Below are 20,651 nucleotides of genomic sequence, written 5' to 3'. Positions count from 1 at the left end.
ACCGAGCGGACACAGCACGCGGCCGCTGTGCTACAGCAAGAGCCCGGCTCCGAGAAAGGAGACGAGGTACGTCGCCGTCGCGGTCGGCAACGCGATCCCGATCCGATACGCGACGAGCGTTCGGTCGAAGCCGCGCTCCAGTCCCGTCGCGAGCGCGGTGAGAAGCCCCGCGAGTATCAACACGTACGCGCCGACGATCTGTCCGAGCACCGGCACCGCGAGCACCGCCGTCGCGCTCGGCGCGGACCCGTCCCTCCCGGACGCTCCGGCGGTGTCTGCGGGGTATCCGCCGGCTCCGAGCGCGTCCGCGCCCGCGGTGGCTCCGGTTCCGACCGCCGCGACGTCGACCGTGTCGATCCCGGTCGCGAGCGCGATCGTCGCCCCGCCTACGAGCGGAGCGAACACGGCCGCGGTGTTCCTCAGAGTCCCCGTCACGGTCGCGAGCTGTCGGCGTGCGTCGGCTTCGAGCGCGCGGAGTTCCTCCAGTTGATCGGCGAGTTCGAGAAGCACGTCACCGGCGGGACGACCCTCCCGCGCGGCGACGGCGAGCAGCGCGATCGCTCCGTTGACGCGCGGAGACGGGACCGCGACGGCAGGCCCGCCGCGACCGAGGAACGCCTCCCGCACGCCGACGCGAAGCGCGTCGCTCCGCCGGCCGGCCCGCTCGAACAGTTCGCCCGTCGCGTCGTCGATCCGTTCGCCCGCGTTCGCGATCGCGGCCTCGACCGCGACGCCCTCGGCCACGTCGCCGCCGATCACGGTCATCGCGTCCGGGAGGCTCCGCTCGACCGCCCGCACGTCCGCGAGCACCGACCGGCGAGGTCGGACGGCGACGAGCAGCGCGACGCCGACGCCGACTCCGATCCCCGCCACGGGTGCCGCCCACCGTGCGACTCCCCACGCGGCCGTCGCGGCCGCGACGGCTCCGGACCCGCTCCCGGACACGGCCGCATGCGGTCCGCGGTCCGGAACGTCTCGGTGGTCGCTCCCTATCGCCGGCGGCGCGAACGCGACCGGTCGGCGCGAGAGAAGCCACCCGGACGCGACGAGCAGGCCGGTCGGAAGTCCGACGAGATACAGTCCCGCGACGACCCCGGGACCGATCGGCACGCCGGACGCCGCGGCCGCGGGTAACAGCGCTATCATCGCCAGCGGGAGGAGGACGCCGAACGCGTACAGCGCGGAGACGGGTCCGCGAACCTCTCCGACGAAGGCGGCGAGCCGGTCCGTCGTTCCGGCGATCGTCGCGTCGAGGGCTCGATCGAGACATCTTCCCCGCCTCTCCGCCGGTGCCGACGCCGCCGTCCGGACGAGTGCGGCGGCCCGATCGACGGCCGGGAACCAGGGCTGCCACTCGCGGGCGAACGCCCGAAGCCCGCTCGTCGGGACGTCGGCGCTCCTGCGTTCGTGGCGGGCCAGCGCGTCGGCCAACGGCCCGCTCCCCGTCCGGGCGGCGAACCGGACCGCGCGCTCCGTCGAGGGGTCGAGCCGCATTCGCAACACGAGCCGTCCGACGAGTCCGGGTGCGGCACCGAGCGCCCGAGTTCGGCGGAGCGCGCCGACCCACACCGGACCGCGGTGTACGAGGTGTGTCGCTCCGAGGCCGGCGACGAGTCCGGCGGGCACTCCCGCAGTCGGACCGACGACCAGCGCGGCGACGACGGCGACGCCGAGTCCGACGACGACGCCCGCTCGGTTCCCGATCTCGATCACGGCTTCGGGCGAGCGGTCCCAGCCGAGAAACGAAAGCGACCGACGCAGTTCCGGAGATCCGACCCCGTCACGTTCCTCTCGCGTCCGGTTCGAACCACCTGCTACGCCGTCTGGTGCGGTCATCTGACCGCACCGCCGGCGTTAGCGTCGCACTCGATCGCATCAGCCTCGACGTATCGATCCGGTGTCACTCGTCGCGTGCGAACCGCCGTTCGGACGCGTTCCGCTCGTCGACCGATGACGGCTCTGACATCGGCGTACGACTCGGACGGGCCGGCGAGTCCGTCGACCAGTCGGCTCTCGCCGCGGTCGATCCGTCCGGTCGCCGCCAGCCCAGCGCCCGTCCGCTCGTACAGCGGCTCGAACTGAGCGTCGCCGTCGCGGTCGACGACCTCGGCGATCACGTCGACCTCGTGGTCGTCGAGAAGCACGACGAGGTCGGTCGCCGCGAACGACGATTCCGGGACGCCGAGGTCGGTGACGACGCGCTCTCTGACGGCGGAGGGACTCTCTCCGTGGATTGTTCCGAGTACCGTCTCCCCGGTCGCACCGACGCGCATCGCCTCGTACAGCGCCCGCGCCTCCTCGCCGCGAACCTCGCCGACGACGATCGCGCCGCCCCCGAGCCGCAGCGCGGTCCGAACCGCCTCGCTCGGTGAGGGCTCGGCACCGTCGCCGACGCGGAGCCGCTGGGCGTCGCGACCGGCGGCGGCCAGGGCGGCCGCCGGAAGTTCCGGCGTGTCCTCGATGAGGACCGACCGCGTCTCCGCGGGAAGCTCCCAGAGGAGCGACCCGAGCGCGGTCGTCTTCCCGGCACCGCGACCGCCCGCGACGAGACCGGTCACCCCCCTCTCGACGGCGACGGAGACGAGTCCCGCGGCGTCGGCCGTGATCGTCTCGACGTCGACGAGCCGAGCGAGCGTCCACGCGTCGGGGTCGCCCCGGCGAAACGCGAACGACAGCCCGTCGCTCGCCGGCGCGGTCGTCGCGGCGACCCGGACGTTCCCCGCTTCCGTCTCCACGGTCGCATCGAGCGTCGGGCTGGCGCGGGAGAACCCTCGCCCGCTCGTCCGTCGGAGCCGAGACGCCAGCGTGGCGGCGCCTTCCGGCGGCAGCCGAACGTTCGTCCGACAGCGCTCTCCGTCGACGACCACGCGAAGCGGGTTCTCGGTGACGGGTGCCGTCAGGGTCGCGTCGCTCACGCGGTCGTCCGCAAAAACGTGCTCGAACACGCCGTATCCCCGAGTGTGTCGTCTGAGCACGTCGACGAGCGCGGGGACCGGATCGCCCTCTGTCGCGATCGCTCGGACGGCCCGTCCGGGTGCCCTGTCCCCGCCGACCGAGTCGTCGAGGAGCCTGTCCTTCGCTGCGGCGAGCCGCTCGATCGCCCCGTCGTCGAGGTCGGACGAGGGCGGCGTGAGGTGGTACGTTCGCAGGGTCTCCCCGCCCTCGTACAGCCGTACCGTCGCGCCGGTGTCGAGTTCCCACCGGTCGACGAGGGAGGCCCGCGGCGGCGGCTCCGACGCGACGCGGGTGGCCGCGATCCGCGGCCCGGCGTGTGCGCGGAGCACGTCTGCGGTCGCGTCTGCGCCCGCGGTGACCTCGGACAGTCCGGTCTCGGCGGCGATCCGCCGCGGCGCACCCGCGCGACCGTCGGCCTCGCGGGCGGCCCCGACCGGGTCCCGACGCACCCGATCCGCCAGTCGCGTCTCGTGGAATCCGACCTGTTCGCGGAACCGGCCGGCGGCGATCAGACACGCGGCGGCGCGACCCGCGTACGTCCGCTCTCTCCCGCCGTGGTGCGTTCTGACCACGTCGGCGTCGCGGTCTGTCAACTCCGTGACCACGGTCGAGAGGCAGTCGGCACTGGCGGCGAGGTCGCCGCGACCGGGACACTCGGTGGCGTCGACCGCGAGCACGACGCGGTCGTCGACACCGGTTCCGATGGGTTCTCTGAACGTCGGTTCGCACCGACAGCCGGACGGGTCGCTCTCGGTCCACGGAAGCGATCGGAGCGAACCGCCGCCGAGACGCGAGAGCGCGGAACGGTCGAAGGTCATGGCGACCGTGGCTGCGGCATCGCGTATAAACGTCACCCGACGCGAGTGATTCGAACCGTCGGCCCGTCGTCGTCGACGTACCGGAGTTCGAGTCGGCTCTCACCGCCGGGCCGGAGGTCGATCCGTCCGGTGACGAGTTCGACCGACGCCGGAACCGCCGCAACTCGGAGGGGGAGGAACCGGTCGTGTCCGCCGACGGTCCGGTAGCGCAACGCGACGGTAGCGCCCGCTCCCGGTCCGTCGACCTCGGCGAGCGCGATTCGACCGACCGGGGCCGCCGTGATCCCGGTCGGGACGCGGACGGTCGTGCTCGTGCGTGCGGCGAGCGACGGGTCCGCGACCGCGACCGACCCGGAGACGACGCGCGCGGTCGCCCGTTCGATTCGATCGACCTCCGAGTCGAGCCGCTCCGCCGTCGTGGTGACGCGGGCCGTTTCCAGAGCCGGAATCGACGCGGCGAGAAGCGCCACGGCGACGGCGACGGTGAGGACGACGCGGATCACGACGACCGCTCCAACCGGTCCTGTCGCGACAGGCCGCAGTGCGCCCGCGGGACGCTACACTGAGTCACGGAGGCGGTCCAGCGCGTTGCGGCCCCACGATCTCCCACCGTCGCACCCACTGATCGTCTCGGATCCATCAGTCGTACCGCTTCCGTCTGTGTCCCCGCGTTCTGTGCCCTCACCGAACCGAGTGCCACGCTCTCCGCCGCCGGAATCGGAGGGCACGGCGGCGTCGAGCGCCGACGCCGTCGGGACCTCGCCCGCTCCATCGGATCTCGGCTCCGTATCGCCTTCGAGGTCAGCGTCTACCGGGTCCATCGGGTCTACCGTATCCGCCGCGTCGCGAACCTGCTCGCGGCTCGTCCGGGCGAGCGCGAGGTCCGCCCGACGCTCGACCTCGGCGTTGACAGCGCGGACCGCGCCGACGTACCCGCGCAGCGCCTGCGTCGCCGCCTCCAGTTCCTCGACGCGCGTTTCGAGATCGGACAGTCGCGATCCGATCTCCCGTCGCTCGGCTGTCGCCTCCGCGCCGTCGGCGATGTCCGACACCGCGGCGTCGGAACCGGTAAGCGCGCGTTCGACGGCGCGAAGCCGCTCGTCGAGCCGACGCCCGCGGGACGCCGCCGCTCGATCGGTCGCGGTTCCGTCACCGACGTCCTCGTCGCCGACCCTTCTGTCGTCGGACCGGGTGGTCTCCGTCATGCGGGGGCTGGCCTCGGCTCGGTACATAAGCGCTCGGGGAACGCTCCTCTGATCGAACGCGCTCTCGCCGCGAGGCAGGTTCCGCACCTTTTTGGTTCCGCCCGGAGGACTCGTGTCCGATGAGCAATCCGTGGGACGACTGGGATCACGTGCTGAAAGTCGATCCCGACAAGGAGCTTCGGGACGGCGAGACCTTCGAGGACGTCTGCCGGACCGGAACCGACGCGATCGAGATCGGCGGGACTCTCGACGTCACCGCGGAGAAGATGACGCGGGTCGTCGACGCCGCGGCCGAGTACGACGTACCGCTGTATCAGGAACCGTCGAACCCGGGCGTCGTCATCGACTCGCCCGCCCTCGACGGCTACCTGATCCCGACGGTGTTCAACGCCGGCGGTCCGTTCTGGATCACCGGCGCGCACAAGGAGTGGGTCCGCATCGACGACCTCGACTGGAGCCGCACGCACACCGAGGCGTACATCGTGTTGAACCCGGAGGCCTCGGTCGCACAGCTGACGGAGGCCAACTGCGATCTCGCGGCCGACGACGTGGCCGCCTACGCGAAGGTCGCGGAGCGGATGTTCGGCCAAGAGATCGTCTACGTGGAGTACTCGGGTATGTTCGGGGACCCCGAGAAAGTCGCCGCCGCTCACGACGCGCTCGACGACGCCACCCTCTTTTACGGCGGCGGAATCCACGACTACGAGTCGGCGAACGAGATGGCCGCACACAGCGACGTGATCGTCGTCGGCGACCTGCTTCACGACGAGGGCGTCGACGCGGTCCGCGAGACGGTGAAGGGCGCGAAGGACGCGTAGACGGCGCTTCCGGAGAGTCAGTACCCGTCGACCATGTTCTCGACGTACTTCGCGATCACGTCGACCTCCAGGTGAACCGGGTCGCCGACGGCCTTCTCCGAGAGCGTGGTCAGGGCGTAGGTCGTCGGAATGATCGCGACGTCGAACTCGTCGGTCCGCTTTTCCGCGACGGTCAGCGAGATACCGTCGAGCGTCACCGAGCCCTTGTCGACGAGGTGATCGGCGTGTCCCTCCGGAATCGCGAACGTGAACCGCCGGTCCTCGCCGACGCGCTCGACCGCCGTCACCTCGGCCACCGTGTCGACGTGACCCTGTACCACGTGACCGTCGAAGCGCCCGTCGGCGGGCATCGCGCGCTCGACGTTGACGGCGTCGCCCTCACGGAGTTCTCCGAGGTACGTCTTCGCGACCGTCTCGCTCGCGAGGAACACCTCGAACCAGTCGCCGGCCGGAGCGGTTCCCTCTGCGTCGCCGTCATCGCCCCTCGATCCGTACTCTTCGACGGTCAGGCAGACGCCGCTGACGCTTATCGACTGGCCGTGATGGAGGTCGTCGAAGCCGTCGACGCCGATCTGCAGCCGGAGCCCGTCCCCCGTCTCGGTCCGTCCGCGGACGGTGCCGGTGTCCTCGACGATGCCGGTGAACATACCCGATGTGAGCGCGCGCGACACATATCGGTTCGGCCTTCGATCGGGCGGCGAACGGTCTGGCCGGTCGGACGACTCCCGTTCCGCGACGAGCCACTTTTGTCCTCCCGGAATCAACCGAACCGCGATGAGACTCGGCGTAATGGACATGATCGGGCTGGCGGCGTCGCTCGTCTTCGCGTTGCCGCTCGCGAACTACGCCGTCGTCCGGCTTCTCGCCGGCGAGCTCGCGCTCGGGGTCGGACTGCTCGCCGTCGCCGCCGCGATGGTCGTCCTCCCGCAGTACTTCCTCGATCCGGGCCGCATCGTCCGCGGACTCCTCGCCGGCCTCCTTCCCCGACAGCTCCGGAGCGCGCCGCCCGACGGCTCCCCGGAGTCGTCCGGAGACGATTCCACGGTCGAGGATCAGACGGTCCGCCCGCCAGAGGAGTAGCGGTCTGCAACCGTCGCGGTCTACCGCGTCTCGGGCGTGATCCCGAGCGGGTGCCCGGCGAGGAGTTCGCAGCCGTCGTCTGAGACGGCGACGAGGTCGCCCAGACACACGCGGCCGACCGTCGGATCGCGGACGCCCGTTTCGACGGCGATCACGTGGCCCGCTCGCAGGTCCGTCCCGCTCGACGGGGCCTCGTACCGGCTCATCCCGACGCCGTGGACCGTCTCGCCGGTGGCTCCAGCCCCGTCCGGTCCGGCGTTCGGGTCGAACCCGTACGCCGCGAGTTCCGCGGCCGCTTCGCCGCCGACGGTCGCGATCGGCACGCCCGGCTCTACCTCTCCGAGCGCAACCTCGCGCGCGGCCTCGACCGCGACGGACGCCCGCCGCTCCCAGCCGCCGTCGCCGTCGACGACGAACGTGCGAGTCAGGTCGCCGCGATACCCGTCCGGTCCGCGGGGCGAGACGCCGACGACGACGGTCTCGCCCGGTCTGAGCGTGGTGGTTCCGACGTGGCTGTGATCGGTCGGGGAGCGACCGGCGTCGATCGTCGTGTCGCCGGCGTCGCCGACGCCCTCGGCCGCGAGCGCGGCGTTCACCGCCCTCCGCAGGCGCTCGGCAGTCAGCACGGCTCCGTCCCAGCGGAGAGCGGGGCGTCGATCCGAGCCGTCACCCCCGACGGCGGCCGCGTCGGCGACCTCGCTTTCGGCCAGCACCGCCTCGGCGCGTGCGACGCCCGCGGCGGCCGCGCGCTGGACCCGACGAAGTCGGTCGAGTTCGGCGTTCGTTTTCCGGGATCTGGCGGTCGCGACCGCGTCGGTCGACGCGAGTTCGTTGCCGGCGCGTTCGAGGTACACCGCCGCGTCGTGCGGGATCGACGCGGGGACGAGGAGGGTCCGATCGCCGCCGTCTCCGCCACACAGGTCCCGAACGACCGCGGCAGCGCGCTCGCCCGCGTGGTCGCCGGCGCGGTCGGTCCGCACCTCGCGAGCGACGCCGTCGCGGAACGGCCGGCCGGTGTCCCCGGTGCGGTCGCCGTCGCCCCCCTCGGTCGCTTCGCTCTGGCGCGAACCCGAGACGAACTCCCGTTCGGCCCGCTCGCGGATCTCCGGCGAGACACAGCAGACGGCGCGTCCCGCGGCGTCGTCGGCCGGAGCAACCACCAGCGCGTACGTCCGCTCCGAGCCGGCGACGCGCGTGAGGTACCGGAGGTCGTCGTCGAACCGGTCGCCGACCGCGACGAAGGCGTCGGCGTCCGCGGCCGCGATCGACTCGGTTATCTGGGAGAGGTCAGTGCGGAGCGGGGGACGGCTGCGCGATCCGATGATGTCGCCGTCCGAACCCGTGGCCGCGTTGCCATCCGAACCGACGCTCGCGTCGCCGTTCGTGTCGCCACCTGCGTTGCCGTCCGCGTCGCTACCCGCGTTGCCGTTCGCGTCGCCGTTCACGGCTCGGGTTCGGGGACCGCCAACTCCGCCTGTACCTCCTCGATGAGATCCTGTGCCGGCTCGTCGCGGAGTTCGTTGAACAGCAGGACGCTGATCGGGAGAGTCGGCGCGCCGCTGACGAGGCTCTCCATGATAACGAGCCGCTCGCGAGCACGCGACATTCCGACGTAGAAGACGCGGCGCTCGTTGTCGGTGAGGACGGGGACCGGGCTCGTCGTCTTGGTGAACTCCTCGACGCCGTCGATGTCGGTGGGATCGTCGATGGAGGCCGCCATCTGCTCGACGACCTTCTCCGTGAGGTCGGTCGCGACGAACACGTGGTCGGCCTCGCGGCCCTTCGCGGAGTGGATGGTGCCGACGCGGACGCGAGTCGGGTCCATCCCCGCGTAGTCGCCGTCGAAGTACGCGCCCATCGACTTCCGCTGGAAGCTCGTCACCTTCCGCACCATGTCGTCGGCACTCGCCGCGTCGGGCATGAAGGGGATGTAGTCGTCGAGTTCGTCTGCCTTCACCTCGATCTGGGCGACGTCGTCGGCGTCGGCCGCCTCCTCGCGGTCGTCGAGGAAGTCGTAGAACTCATCGCGGTCGTGGGTCCCGAACGCGGAGTCCTGCAGCATGTCTGCGAGCCGGCGGGCCTCAAGCCCGTTCACGGGGTCGCCCGCGTCCGATTTCTCGATGGCGCTGACGTAGTCTTGCACGCGGTCGGTCCACATCCGCCCGTCGGTCAACATCGTGAAGGGGATCCCGTGGTCGATGAACTCGTCGATGAAGTCGAACATCTGGTAGCGCGCGCGGAACAGACACATCACGCTGCCCTCGTCGTCGTCGACCGTGTACCGGACGTTCCGGACGAGTTCGAGCATCGACGGCGACTCGATCGCCTCGACGGTACCGCCCTCCTTGCGGGGGTGAAGATCCTTCTCCTGTCGCTTGTCGATGTGGCGGATCTCCGCGTTGACGACGTTGAGAATCTCCGAGGGGAGCCGGTAGGAGTTCGGGAGGACCACGTCCTCGTCCACGTCGGTGTCCAAGAGGAGATCGGGGTCTGCGCCCTGCCACGCGTAGACGACCTGGTCGTCGTCGCCGGCGATGAGCACTTTCCGCATGTGCGGTCGCCACTCCTCGAAGACGTTGTACTGCAGCGTCGTGATATCCTGGAACTCGTCGATGATCAGGTAGTCGACGTTCGGCACCAGCGAGCGCTGGGCGACGCGTTCGAGCATGTCCGCGAAGCCGACGAGGTCGTTGTCGCCTTTGTACGCCCGCCACGCCCGGATCGTCTCGGGGATGTCGATCCGGTCGTCGTCTGAGGGCCACGTCGGCGTGTACTTGTTCCCCTGCTGAGCGTTGGGGTCCTCTTCCGGCGGGAGGCGAACCTCCTCGACGTTCCACTGGAAGGGCACGTCATACCAGTCGGAGACGTCTCGTTCGGTGCGCTGGAGCCACTGCGACGTCGCGATGATCTTGTTGCCGATTGTCGTCGACCGGGCGGTCCGGCGGCCGGCACCGCCGTGTTGGTCCTCGAACTCGATGCCGTACTCCTCACAGAACGTCTCCTTGTCGTCTTCACCGACCACGTCACCCCGGGACAGGTCGAGCAGCTCGTACGCCTTCGCGTGCATGGTGCTGACGTTCCCCTGGAGGCTGCGCGGTGAGACGTCGAGCCGCTCTGCGAGCCGCTCGCGGATCTCGGCCGCGGCAGCGCGCGTGTACGAGACGACGAGCACGTCGCGGACGTCTGCCCCCTCGCCGTCGAGGATCTCCTCGACGCGGTCCAGAAGCGCCGTGGTCTTCCCGCTGCCCGGACCGCCGAAGAGTCGCGTCGCCGTGGGATCGGTCATTGTATACCCCAGATGCCGGCTCTCCTTAAACGCCATGGCTCGGGAACACGGGAGGGAAATCGCCTGAGAAGCGGATAACGGGTCATCGACGGACGACCGGTATCAGTTGCCTCGGGTCGCGCGGGCCTCGCGGACGTCCGCCCCGTCGCGCACGAGATTCTCGCAGGCCGGACAGACGCGCGGGCGGTCGACCTCGTTCGGGGTGAACACCCGGACGTAGTCGGCCGTGACGAACGAGCCGCAGTTCTGGCAGGTCGGCATGGTCGTGACTCACGATTGATACTATATAATACTACCGCCGATCGCGTTCGAAAGAAAGCCGCTCGCCGATTGTGTGCCGGTCGGACGGTCAGGTCGGTCGCCAGTCGCAGACGCCACACCGAGCCGTCCCTTCGGGGTGCAGTGCACCGCACTCCGGACACTGGAGTTTGTTATAGGACCGCTCCCAGCGTACGATCTCTGTCTCATGGCCGCGATCGGACAGGAACTCGTCGAACACATCGTCGTCCGAGCTGGGTGCACTACTAGACATGCATGCTAGTTAATGCCACGCGAGTATATATATCTTATCGTGGTTCTCACAGAACCGTATAGGCGAGAAGCCGGACACGAATCGCAAACGACTCCGGACACTCCGAGAACCGTCGATTTTCAACGCCGCGGCCGCGATGACCGGTGTCTCCAGGCCTAGCGATCCGCGCAGTACTCGACGAAGTTCCGCAGGATCTGTAGTCCCGTCTCTCCGCTCTTTTCGGGGTGGAACTGGGTGCCGAACACGTTGCCGGCCTCGTTGGCGACGACCGCCGGGAAGTCGATCCCGTAGTCGGCCGTGGCGATCACGGCGTCCGAGTCGTCTGGCTCGGCGTAGTAGGAGTGGACGAAGTAGGCGTATCTCCCGTCGACCCCGTCGACGATGGGATGATCTCGCTCGACAGACAGTTCGTTCCACCCCATGTGCGGCACCTTGCGGTCCACGTCGAACCGGACGTTGGTTCCGGGAACGAGATCGAGCCCGGTCACTTCCCCTTCCCCCTCGTGGTCGGCCTCCTCGCTCGACGTGAGGAGCATCTGCATGCCGAGACAGATGCCGAAGAGGGGGCGGCCGGCGTCGGCGTGGTCCGTCAGCGCCTCGCGCAGCGGCCCGGCGTTCTCCATCCCCTCGCGGAACGCGCCGACGCCCGGGAGGACGACGCCGTCGGCGGCCGCGAACGCCGCGGGATCGTCGGTGATCTCGACCGACGCGCCCGCGCGTTCGAGTCCGCGGGTGGCGGACCGGAGGTTCCCGAGGCCGTAGTCGACCAACACGACGTCCGCCAGCGTCTCCGCCGGCGGCTCGAAGGTGCTCATACGCCCACTCGGAGGGGCACGGAAAAGTCGGTTTCCCTTGCGACAGTCGTCCCGGCAGCCTCGGCAGTCGGGTCCCACAGGGGCGACGAGGGCGGTCAGAACTCGCCGAGACGCGACTGACCGTCCTCGCCGGCCGCCGTTGCGCCGTCGACACCGGCCACCGCCGCGGCCAGCGCGATCCCCTCGAAGAACCCGTCGCGCTGGCTCCGGTCGTACAGCGTCGCCGCCGGGTGGACGGAGAGGAGCACCCGACGAGACGCGTCCGCGATCCGGGCGTCGACGACCTCGCCCGCCTCCGACGTGATCGCGACCGACCGGTCGAGCAGGTGCTCGCTCGGGACCTTCCCGAGAGTCACGATCAGGTCGGGGTCCAGTCGGTCGACTTCGGCGTCGAGGTAGCCGCGGCAGTTCGCCAACTCGTCGCTCGTCGGATCGCGGTTGTCCGGGGGTCGACACCGGACGCAGTTCGTGATCCGCACGTCGCTCCGAGCGAGTCCGGCGTCCCGGAGCGCCTCGTCGAGCACGTCTCCGGACCGCCCGACGAAGGGCGCTCCCCGCTCGTCCTCGTTCGCGCCCGGTCCCTCGCCCACGAACAGCAGGTCGGCGTCGGTCGGGCCGACGCCGTCGACGATCTGACTCCGCGACTCGACGAGCGCCGGGCAGCGCTCGCAGGACGGCACGCGGAGGTCGTCGTCGAGTCCGCCGGCGCGGTCGCCCCCGGGTCCACCGTCGCACGCCCGTCCGTGACCGCCGTCGATATCCCGCCCTCCGTCGGTCGTCGCGTTCGCCTGACTCGTCCCGCGTTCGCTCATGCGACCGGATCGGTACGGCCGCGATATAAGTTGCCCCCGTTCACCGTCTCGTCACGCCGGGTCGTCCGGATCGCCGGCGTCGGTCTCGACCGCCTCGCGATGCGCGCTCGCCGCCACGCCGGCCAGTCGAAGCGGCTCCGGTCGCCGAAATCCTTCTCGGACGAGCCCGCGAGCCGCCGTCGCCGCGGCGTCGCCGTCGAGACCGACCCCGCGGACGAACAGCGGATCCGCCTCGTTCGCCCCGTCAGTCTCGACCCGAGTTCGTGGCGGGAGCGACCGATACGCCGCGAGGCGGCTCGCGAGCGCGTCCCCGTCGAACGCCTCGCGTAGTGCCGGTTTGAGACCGGGACTCGGCTCGTAGCTCACCGAGTACACCGGAACGTCGAGCGTCTCGCGGAGCCGCCGGAGGTCGAGGAAGTTGAACCAGGCTGGGGCGATCCCGTCGCAGGCGACGTGGCGCACGTCGTCGCGGTCGAGCGCGTCGACGAGATCGATCACGGCGTCGGTCGCGTCGGTGCCGCCGACGGTACAGCGCTCGAATCCGAGCCCGTCGAGCGTCCCGTCGGATCTGACCACGGCACCGGCTACGCGGCTGATTCGGTCGCCGTCGGAAAACGCGATCCCGAGCGTCCGGCTCGGCGGTCTCACCGATCCTCGGATTTGATATCCTGGAGGCGGTCGAGCAACTCGTCGTTCGACGCGCCGGGCTCGTAGTCGACCGACCCCTCGTGGACCGCCTCGGCCGCGCTAACTCCGTTGTCGTCGTCGAAATCCGCGTCCAGGTCTTGGTTCTCCTGTTCGGATTCGTCGTAGCTCCCGAAGCCCATGTGTAACCGATATTAACGGTCCGTGACAGATAAAACCCCTGTCGGTAGCGGGTCTCCATGCCGGGACGCCCCGGACCGCGAACTGCACGTTTTTACTCGCCCCGCGCCGTCGTGTGCGCATGGAGCCGATCACCGTCACCGCAGACGCGGAGGAGTTCACTTGCAACGCGTACCTCGTGCCCGGCGAGGCGACGACCCTCGTCGACGCCGGGACGATGCCGGGCGTCACGGACGTGATCGCCGACGCGCTCGCCGACGCCGGTGTCGACGGGCTCGATCGCGTCGTGTTGACCCACCAGCATCACGATCACGTCGGCGAACTCGACGCGGTGCTCGACCGCTTCGACGCGACCCTCTACGCCAATGCCTCCCACCCGCGAAGAGACGTGGCGATCGGCGACGGAGACGACATCCTCGTCGGCGACGAGGCGTGCGAGGTCGTGTTCACGCCCGGACACGCCGACGACCACGTCTCGCTCGTCGGCGACGACCGACTCTACTCCGGCGACGTGGTCGTGTACAACGACGGTGCCTTCGACGACGGCTCCTTCGGCCGCACCGACATGGCGGGACAGTCCCGCGAGCGCCTGATCGAGAGTCTCCACACGCTCCTCGACCGGGTTCCGGACACGGTCGGCGCGATGTTCCCCGGGCACGGCGACGTCTACCGCGCGAGCGACGGCCCCGACACGGTCCGTGCCGTTCTCGAGCGCGCGACCGAGCGCGCCGAGCGACGCGAGCCGAAGTATCCCGACGCGTAGACCGAGCGGTCCCCGTCAGCGTCCTCAGTCAGCGATCTCTGCCACCGATCGAGCGACGCTACGCTCCGCCGGACTCGTCGCTGCTCCCCTCTACCGCCGATTCATCCCGAATCAGCGCCATCCCCTCGGCGGCGACGGCGGTCGCCTCGTAGCCGCGCCGGCCGGCGACCTCGGTCTCGTCGATCAGTCCGCCTGCGCGGAGTTCCGAGACCGTCCCGTGGAGGTCGGACTCGCACATCTCGGCCGTATCGAGCAGGTCGATCACCGGAAGCGGACCGTCGTCGACGACGATCGCGAGGAGGCCGAGCGACCGGTCGTCGTGAACCGCCCGCAGAATCTGTCGGACCGGAGCCGGAACGCCGCCGGCCGCGGTCGCGAGCGGTGACTCGCCCGCCACGACCGACACCTCGTCGTTGTCGACGTATCGCTCCTCGCCGGTGGCCGGATCGCGCACCCGGCTCGACTCCGCGGAGCGTTTCACGAGGAGGTATGTCTGGCCGTCTGCGTCACGAACCGTTTGCATAGGTGTGAGAGAGCGGTCGCTCGACCATTACGTTTCCGGGGACGCGTCGTCTGCGTCCGTCTCGTCGCCCGCCGTGGCCGCGTCTCCGCTGTCCGCCGTCTCCGCCGCGTCGCGATCTCGCCGCCACGCCCGATACGTCTGGTACGTCCTGACGCCCGCGAGGAGCCCCGCGACGAACAGCCCGGCTCCTATCCGCGTCCACCCCTCGAAGTACCACACCATCGGCCCGAGAGAGGCGAGGAGCACCGCGGCGTTGGCGTAGATCACAGCTGCGACGAACGCCCGGAGCGTCCCCGAGTCCACGTCGCTCGCTCCCTCGAAATCCCCGCCGTCATCGAACGTCGTCACCGAGGGCGCTTTCGGAATCTCCGGCGTCATCTCGCGTTCGGCGTCGGACCGCTCGCCGAAGGAGACCTCGCCCTCGTCGTCCTCGTCGAAGGGGAACACGGCCACCGGTACGCCCGGGTGGGCCAAAGGGGTTCCGTCCGCAACGCGACCGCGTCTGCAGTGCGCTCCGGCCGCATCTGTAGTGCGCTCCGGCCGCATCTGCAGCGCGCTCCGGCCGAGCGGTCCCCGCCCGCGACGCGCTTTGCCCCGTGACGATCAGGTCACATCCGCGAGCCTGACCGTTCGGCTCGCCTCGACCCACGCGAGCGGGTTGGCGGCGTCGAAAAGCACCACGTTCCCGTCGTCCTCGTACACCTCCACCTCGGCGTCGTCCGCGTCGCGCTCGACCGCACGAGACCGCCCGGAATCCGAACGTGGGTTCGAAGACATAGACTTTGGTAAGACATGGCACGATATATGCCTTTCCGTGGCGGGAGTCTTCGCCGCACCCGAAAGCCGAGCTTTTTAGCCGGGTGCGACGAAGGGCGCGTATGACTCAGTCGGGGCTGTCGGACTTCTCGTCGTCCGGAGCGACGGACGACGAATCGGAAGGCGGCGCGGCGACCGAACGCGACGGCCTCGCCGCCGAAGAGGCGGCTGTCGTCGCCGGCGGCGGACGCGGTCACGTCAGCGACGTCGTCGACGTCGACGAGGCGAAGTTCCCGGATTCGACCGGAACCGTCGAGCTGATGATCACCCAGATCGACTACGCCGTCGAGGGATACGGAACCGACGAGTATCCCGTCGTTCACGTCTTCGGCCGACGGCCGGCGGAACACGTCGGCGAAGACGCCGAGAACGACGCCGTCGAACACGTCCGCGTGCTGGGCGTCGAGCCGTATTTTTACGTCCCCACGGCCGACCTCGACCGCGATCCAACCGAGCAGTACGACGTGGTGATCGGCACGCGCGAGGAGAACGTCGAGGGCGAACCATACGAGAGCATCCGCGGCGAGTCGCTCACTCGGATCGTCACCCGCACGCCCCGCGACGTGGGGAACATCCGCGACGACTTCGCGACGACGTTCGAGGCGGACATTCTCTTTCCGAACCGCTTTCTGATCGACAATGGGATCAACGGCGGGATCCGCGTCGAGGAGCGCCGGCTCGACGATGGAGAGGGGACGATCCAGGTCCACGAGGAACAGCTGGAGCCGGCCGAGGTCGACGCCGAGATGCGGGTGAACACCTTCGACATCGAGGTCGACGACCGGCGCGGCTTCCCCGAGGACGGCGAGGAGCCGATCATCTGTCTCACGAGCCACGACTCCTACGACGACGAGTACGTCGTCTGGCTGTACGACGCGCCCGAGGCCGAGATCCCGCCGCCCGAGAACCTCCCCGACTACGAGGGGATCGTCGGCGACGGCGGGGAACTCGACTTCCGGGTCCGCACCTTCGAGACGGAGGCCGCGATGCTCGACACGTTCGTCGAGTACATCGACGAGACGGACCCGGACCTGCTCACCGGGTGGAACTTCGAGGACTTTGACGCGCCGTACGTCCTCGATCGGATGGAGGTGCTTGACGACGGAAGTCAGTACGACCTCTCCGTCGACCGGCTCTCCCGGATCGGCGAGGTGTGGCGCTCCGGTTGGGGCGGCCCCGACATCAAGGGGCGGGTCGTCTTCGACCTGCTGTACGCCTACAAGCGGACGATGTTTACCGAGTTGGAGTCGTATCGGCTCGACGCGGTCGGCGAACGCGAACTCGGCGTCGGCAAGGAGCGCTACACGGGCGACATCGGCGACCTCTGGGAACAGGACCCCGAGCGCTTGCTAGAATACAGCATCCGCGACGTGGAGCTGTGCGTCGAGATTGACCGGAAACAGGACGTGATAGCCTTCTGGGACGAAGTGCGCACCTTCGTCGGCTGTAAGATCGAAGACGCGCCGACGCCCGGCGACACCGTCGACATGTACGTCCTCCACAAGGCGTTCGGGAAGTTCGCGCTCCCGACGAAGGGTCAACAGGAGTCGGAGGAGTTCGAAGGCGGAGCCGTCTTCGACCCGATCACCGGCGTCAAGGAGATGGTGACGGTCCAAGACTTGAAGAGCCTCTACCCGATGTGCATGGTGACGATAAACGCGGGACCGGAGACGAAAGTCGACCCCGCCGAGTACGACGGCGAGACGTACGTCGCGCCCAACGGGACCCACTTCCGCAAGGAGCCGGACGGGATCATGCGCGAGATGGTCGACGAACTGCTCTCCGAGCGCGAGGAGAAGAAGGCGCTCCGGAACGACCACGACCCAGGTACGGAGCCGTACGAGCAGTACGACCGCCAGCAGGCATCTGTCAAGGTCATTATGAATTCTTTATACGGCGTAACAGGCTGGGATCGATTCCGCCTCTACGACAAGGAGGGCGCAGCGGCCGTCACCGCGACCGGCCGCGAGGTCATCGACTTCACCGAGGAGGCCGCAGAAGAGCTTAATTATCAGGTTGCTTATGGTGACACCGACAGCGTTATGTTATCTTTATCTGATATGTCAAAGGAGGGGGCGATCGAGACCTCCTTCGAGATAGAAGACCACATCAACGAGCGCTACGACGACTTCGCGCTCGACGAGTTGAACGCCGACGACCACCGCTTCCAGATCGAGTTCGAGAAGCTCTACCGGCGCTTCTTCCAAGCGGGGAAGAAGAAGCGTTACGCCGGCCACATCATCTGGAAGGAGGGGAAAGACGTCGACGACATCGACATCACCGGCTTCGAGTACAAGCGCTCGGACATCGCCCAAATCACGAAGGAGGTCCAACAGAACGTCATCGAGACGATCGTGACGGGCGACGACATCGACGAGGACTTAGAGGAGGTGAAGGCGTACCTCGTTGATGTCATCGCGCGCGTGCTCGACGGCGACGTCGATGTAGAGGACATCGGGATCCCCGGCGGGATCGGAAAGAAGCTCGACGCCTACGAGACGCCGACCGCGCAGGTCCGCGGCGCGATGTACGCAAACCACATGCTCGGGACCAACTTCGGGAGCGGGTCGAAGCCGAAGCGGCTGTACATCGAGAAGGTCCACCCGGACTTCTGGGCGCGGATGGAGACTGAGAAGGGACTCGATCCACAGCGCGATCCGCTGTACGGCGAGTTCAAACGCGATCCGGACGTGATCTGCTTCGAGTACGCAGATCAGGTCCCAGCGGAGTTCGAAGTCGACTGGGAGAAGATGCTCGATAAGACGCTGAAAGGCCCGATAGAGCGCGTCATCGAGGCCCTCGGGATGTCGTGGGAGGAGGTCAAGACGGGGCAAGAACAGACCGGACTCGGCTCGTTCATGTAAAATCGAACGGAACTGTCGGAAATCAGTTTTCGATCAGCAGAAAATTTCTTACCGAATTCGAGAGTTTTGACGGGGAGATGCGTAACCATTAACCACCTAAGTCACCAGTGTCTACGTACGAGGTACCGAGACGATATATGGCAACTCTCGAAATCAACAATCTACACGCACGAGTGGCTGAAGAGGGCGGTGAACGGATTCTCCGCGGTGTCGATCTCACGGTCAACTCCGGTGAGATCCACGCCCTGATGGGGCCGAACGGGTCCGGGAAATCGACGACCGCGAAGGTCATCGCCGGACACCCCGCGTACGAAGTAACCGACGGAGAGATCCTCCTCCACCTCGACGACGAGGACGTCGCCGACGTCGACGCCGATCTCGCCGACGAGGACTATCACTGGGAACTCTTGGAGTTGGAACCCAACGAGCGCGCCGCGCTCGGGATCTTCCTCGGCTTCCAGTACCCCGCGGAGATCGAGGGCGTCACCATGACGAACTTCCTCCGACAGGCGCTCAACGCCAAGGCCGACGAGCGCGAGGAGCTGTTCGAAGGCGAGGAGGAAGAAGAAAGCGAGGCCGACGCGGACGACGAGGGCTACGACACCTCTCCGATGGAGGGTCCCGCGGACGACGGCGATATCGGCGTCGCCGAGTTCCAAGAGATCCTCTCCGAGAAGATGGAACTGCTCGACATGGACGAGAAGTTCATGCAGCGGTACCTCAACGCCGGCTTCTCCGGCGGCGAGAAGAAGCAGAACGAGGTGCTGCAGGCCGCGATGTTAGAGCCCTCCGTCGCCGTGCTCGACGAGATCGACTCCGGTCTCGACATCGACCGCCTCCAGGACGTCTCGAAGGGGATCAACGCGTTGCGCGACGAGCAGGGCACCGGAATCCTGCAGATCACTCACTACCAGCGCATCCTCGACTACGTCGAACCCGACCACGTCCACGTGATGTTGGACGGCGAGGTCGCCAAGAGCGGTGGCGCGGAACTCGCGGAGCAGCTCGAAGACGATGGCTACGACTGGGTCCGCGAGGAAGCGTTCGCCGACGCGTAATCACGCGTGATTACGCAACAACACTATACAACCAGAACGGTAACCAACTGACATGAGTTCACAAGATCACCTAAAAGAGACGAACACGGAGGAGCGCTTCGAGTTCAAGAAGGAGGAAAAGTCCGCCTTCAAGAGCGAAAAGGGGCTCACCGAGGAGACGGTTCGCGTCATCTCGGAGGACAAGGACGAACCGGAGTGGATGCTGGAGCGGCGCCTGCGCGCGCTCAAGCAGTTCCAAGAGATGCCGATGCCGACCGACTGGCCCGGCCAGCCGGACCTCTCGGAGGTCGACATCGACGAGATCGTTCCGTACATCCGTCCGGACATCGAGGCTCGCGGCGGTGCCGAAAGCTGGGAGGACCTTCCCGAAGAGATTCAGGACACGTTCGACAAGCTGGGAATTCCGGAAGCCGAGAAGAACGCGCTCTCGGGCGTCGGCGCGCAGTACGAGTCCGAGATCGTCTACCAGAACATGCAAGAGCAGTGGGAGGAGAAGGGCGTCATCTTCTGTGACATGGACAAGGCCGTCCAAGAGCACGAAGAGATCGTCAAAGAGCACTTCATGACGAAGTGCGTCCCTCCGAGCGACAACAAGTTCGCCGCGCTCCACGGCGCGATCTGGTCCGGCGGCTCGTTCGTGTACATCCCCGAGAACACGACCGTCGACATGCCGGTGCAGGCGTACTTCCGGATGAACTCCGAGGGGATGGGTCAGTTCGAACACACGCTCATCATCGCCGAGGAGGGTTCGGAGGTCCACTACATCGAGGGCTGTTCCGCGCCGAAGTACTCGGCGTTCAACCTCCACTCCGGCGGCGTCGAGGTGTTCGTCGGCGAGGACGCGCACGTCCAGTACTCCACGGTGCAGAACTGGTCGAAGAACACGTACAACCTGAACACGAAACGCGCCATCGCCGAGAAGGGCGGGCGCATGGAGTGGATCTCCGGTTCGATGGGGTCGAAGGCGACGATGCTGTATCCCTCGACGATCCTGAAGGGTCGCGGGTCGTCCGACAACCACATCACCATCGCCATGGCCGGCGAAGGACAGGACATCGACACCGGCGCGAAGGTGTATCACAACGCGCCGGACACCAAATCGACCGTCGAGTCGAAGTCGATCGCGAAAGACGGCGGCCGCACCAACTACCGCGGTCTCGTCCACATCGCGGACGGCGCGGAGAACTCCTCGACCGCGGTCGAGTGCGACGCGCTGATGTTCGACAACGAGTCGACCTCCGATACGATGCCGTACATGGAGATCAACGAGTCGAAGGTCGACGTCGCCCACGAGGCGACCGTCGGGAAGATCGGCGACGAGGACATCTTCTACCTGCAGTCGCGCGGCCTTGACGACGACGACGCGAAACAGATGATCGTTTCGGGCTTCATCGAGCCCATCACGGAAGAGCTGCCCATCGAGTACGCCGTCGAGCTGAACCGGCTCGTCGAGCTGGAGATGGAGGGCTCGCTCGGATAAC

The 20,651-nt window shown here is 68.0% G+C and carries 22 protein-coding genes; 6 read left to right on the top strand and 16 right to left on the bottom strand.

The features are described from left to right. Positions 1-30: 30 nt before the first annotated feature. From ACZ45C_RS14440 to ACZ45C_RS14425, 4 genes are read right to left on the bottom strand one after another with little or no spacing between them, the layout of a single operon-like run. Positions 31-1,836, bottom strand: coding sequence for a type II secretion system protein (locus ACZ45C_RS14440; protein ID WP_460561451.1), 1,806 nt, complete (start codon positions 1,834-1,836; stop codon positions 31-33). Continuing rightward, entirely contained in the window at positions 1,833-3,773 is a 1,941-nt protein-coding gene (locus ACZ45C_RS14435) for an ATPase, T2SS/T4P/T4SS family (RefSeq protein WP_460561450.1), read from the bottom strand. Before ACZ45C_RS14435 ends, ACZ45C_RS14440 begins: the two co-directional genes overlap by 4 nt. 32 nt (positions 3,774-3,805) lie before the next feature. Further along, positions 3,806-4,276 carry a DUF7311 family protein gene (locus tag ACZ45C_RS14430; protein ID WP_460561448.1) on the bottom strand — a complete coding sequence of 157 codons (471 nt, stop codon included), beginning with the start codon at positions 4,274-4,276 and terminating at the stop codon, positions 3,806-3,808. A gap of 54 nt (positions 4,277-4,330) precedes the next feature. Then, the gene (locus ACZ45C_RS14425) at positions 4,331-4,978 is read right to left on the bottom strand and encodes a DUF7310 family coiled-coil domain-containing protein (RefSeq protein ID WP_460561446.1); all 648 of its coding nucleotides are present in this window, start codon (positions 4,976-4,978) and stop codon (positions 4,331-4,333) included. Positions 4,979-5,097: 119 nt separating this feature from the next. Between ACZ45C_RS14425 and ACZ45C_RS14420 the strand changes: the two genes are divergently transcribed. After that, entirely contained in the window at positions 5,098-5,796 is a 699-nt protein-coding gene (locus ACZ45C_RS14420; RefSeq protein WP_460561444.1) for a phosphoglycerol geranylgeranyltransferase, read from the top strand. 17 nt (positions 5,797-5,813) lie between these two features. Here the strand turns inward: ACZ45C_RS14420 and ACZ45C_RS14415 are convergent, their stop codons facing one another. Then, complete coding sequence (locus ACZ45C_RS14415) at positions 5,814-6,443, bottom strand: riboflavin synthase (RefSeq protein ID WP_460561442.1); 630 nt, start codon at positions 6,441-6,443, stop codon at positions 5,814-5,816. 127 nt (positions 6,444-6,570) lie between these two features. Here ACZ45C_RS14415 and ACZ45C_RS14410 point away from each other — a divergent pair, with 127 nt between their 5' ends. After that, the gene (locus ACZ45C_RS14410) at positions 6,571-6,876 is read left to right on the top strand and encodes a DUF7533 family protein (RefSeq protein ID WP_460561440.1); all 306 of its coding nucleotides are present in this window, start codon (positions 6,571-6,573) and stop codon (positions 6,874-6,876) included. Between the two features lie 20 nt (positions 6,877-6,896). Here the strand turns inward: ACZ45C_RS14410 and ACZ45C_RS14405 are convergent, their stop codons facing one another. From ACZ45C_RS14405 to ACZ45C_RS14370, 8 genes are all read right to left on the bottom strand, one after another. Beyond that, complete coding sequence (locus tag ACZ45C_RS14405) at positions 6,897-8,201, bottom strand: M24 family metallopeptidase (protein ID WP_460561804.1); 1,305 nt, start codon at positions 8,199-8,201, stop codon at positions 6,897-6,899. A gap of 116 nt (positions 8,202-8,317) precedes the next feature. Beyond that, on the bottom strand, positions 8,318-10,162 hold the full coding sequence (locus ACZ45C_RS14400) for a UvrD-helicase domain-containing protein (RefSeq protein WP_460561438.1): 1,845 nt from the start codon (positions 10,160-10,162) through the stop codon (positions 8,318-8,320). A 102-nt stretch (positions 10,163-10,264) separates the two neighbouring features. After that, positions 10,265-10,423, bottom strand: a complete 159-nt coding sequence (locus tag ACZ45C_RS14395; protein ID WP_460561436.1) for a DUF7563 family protein — start codon at positions 10,421-10,423, stop codon at positions 10,265-10,267. A gap of 88 nt (positions 10,424-10,511) precedes the next feature. Further along, positions 10,512-10,694: an HVO_0416 family zinc finger protein gene (locus ACZ45C_RS14390; protein ID WP_049984376.1), complete on the bottom strand. Its 183-nt coding sequence runs from the start codon at positions 10,692-10,694 to the stop codon at positions 10,512-10,514. Between the two features lie 155 nt (positions 10,695-10,849). After that, a complete protein-coding gene (gene hisH, locus ACZ45C_RS14385; RefSeq protein WP_460561433.1) occupies positions 10,850-11,509 on the bottom strand; it encodes an imidazole glycerol phosphate synthase subunit HisH in 660 nt (219 codons plus the stop codon). 95 nt (positions 11,510-11,604) lie between these two features. Next, positions 11,605-12,321 (bottom strand): uracil-DNA glycosylase, encoded by a 717-nt coding sequence (locus tag ACZ45C_RS14380; RefSeq protein WP_460561431.1) that lies wholly within the window; start codon positions 12,319-12,321, stop codon positions 11,605-11,607. Positions 12,322-12,372: 51 nt separating this feature from the next. After that, positions 12,373-12,969 (bottom strand): endonuclease dU, encoded by a 597-nt coding sequence (locus ACZ45C_RS14375; protein WP_460561429.1) that lies wholly within the window; start codon positions 12,967-12,969, stop codon positions 12,373-12,375. Next, complete coding sequence (locus ACZ45C_RS14370; protein ID WP_460561428.1) at positions 12,966-13,148, bottom strand: DUF5786 family protein; 183 nt, start codon at positions 13,146-13,148, stop codon at positions 12,966-12,968. Before ACZ45C_RS14370 ends, ACZ45C_RS14375 begins: the two co-directional genes overlap by 4 nt. Before the next feature lie 119 nt (positions 13,149-13,267). Here ACZ45C_RS14370 and ACZ45C_RS14365 point away from each other — a divergent pair, with 119 nt between their 5' ends. Then, positions 13,268-13,909 (top strand): MBL fold metallo-hydrolase, encoded by a 642-nt coding sequence (locus ACZ45C_RS14365; RefSeq protein ID WP_460561426.1) that lies wholly within the window; start codon positions 13,268-13,270, stop codon positions 13,907-13,909. Between the two features lie 58 nt (positions 13,910-13,967). On the opposite strand, the gene ACZ45C_RS14360 is transcribed toward ACZ45C_RS14365, so the two are convergent. The 3 genes from ACZ45C_RS14360 to ACZ45C_RS14350 all read right to left on the bottom strand — a co-directional run bounded on the left by ACZ45C_RS14360 (position 13,968) and on the right by ACZ45C_RS14350 (position 15,209). Further along, on the bottom strand, positions 13,968-14,432 hold the full coding sequence (locus tag ACZ45C_RS14360; protein ID WP_460561424.1) for a DUF7346 family protein: 465 nt from the start codon (positions 14,430-14,432) through the stop codon (positions 13,968-13,970). Positions 14,433-14,459: 27 nt separating this feature from the next. Next, the gene (locus tag ACZ45C_RS14355; protein ID WP_460561422.1) at positions 14,460-14,879 is read right to left on the bottom strand and encodes a DUF7322 domain-containing protein; all 420 of its coding nucleotides are present in this window, start codon (positions 14,877-14,879) and stop codon (positions 14,460-14,462) included. A gap of 156 nt (positions 14,880-15,035) precedes the next feature. Beyond that, complete coding sequence (locus tag ACZ45C_RS14350; RefSeq protein ID WP_460561420.1) at positions 15,036-15,209, bottom strand: DUF7331 family protein; 174 nt, start codon at positions 15,207-15,209, stop codon at positions 15,036-15,038. Between the two features lie 101 nt (positions 15,210-15,310). Here ACZ45C_RS14350 and ACZ45C_RS14345 point away from each other — a divergent pair, with 101 nt between their 5' ends. From ACZ45C_RS14345 to sufB, 3 genes are all read left to right on the top strand, one after another. Continuing rightward, positions 15,311-18,112, top strand: coding sequence for a DNA-directed DNA polymerase (locus ACZ45C_RS14345; RefSeq protein WP_460561418.1), 2,802 nt, complete (start codon positions 15,311-15,313; stop codon positions 18,110-18,112). Positions 18,113-18,249: 137 nt separating this feature from the next. Then, entirely contained in the window at positions 18,250-19,170 is a 921-nt protein-coding gene (locus ACZ45C_RS14340; protein WP_460561416.1) for an ABC transporter ATP-binding protein, read from the top strand. A 52-nt stretch (positions 19,171-19,222) separates the two neighbouring features. Beyond that, a complete protein-coding gene (gene sufB, locus ACZ45C_RS14335) occupies positions 19,223-20,650 on the top strand; it encodes a Fe-S cluster assembly protein SufB (protein WP_460561414.1) in 1,428 nt (475 codons plus the stop codon). The last annotated feature ends 1 nt before the right edge of the window (position 20,651 follow it).

It is taken from the genome of Halorubrum pallidum, from assembly GCF_055380345.1.
Note: the sequence above shows the minus strand (reverse complement) of the source record. Positions and strands in the feature narration are given on the sequence as shown.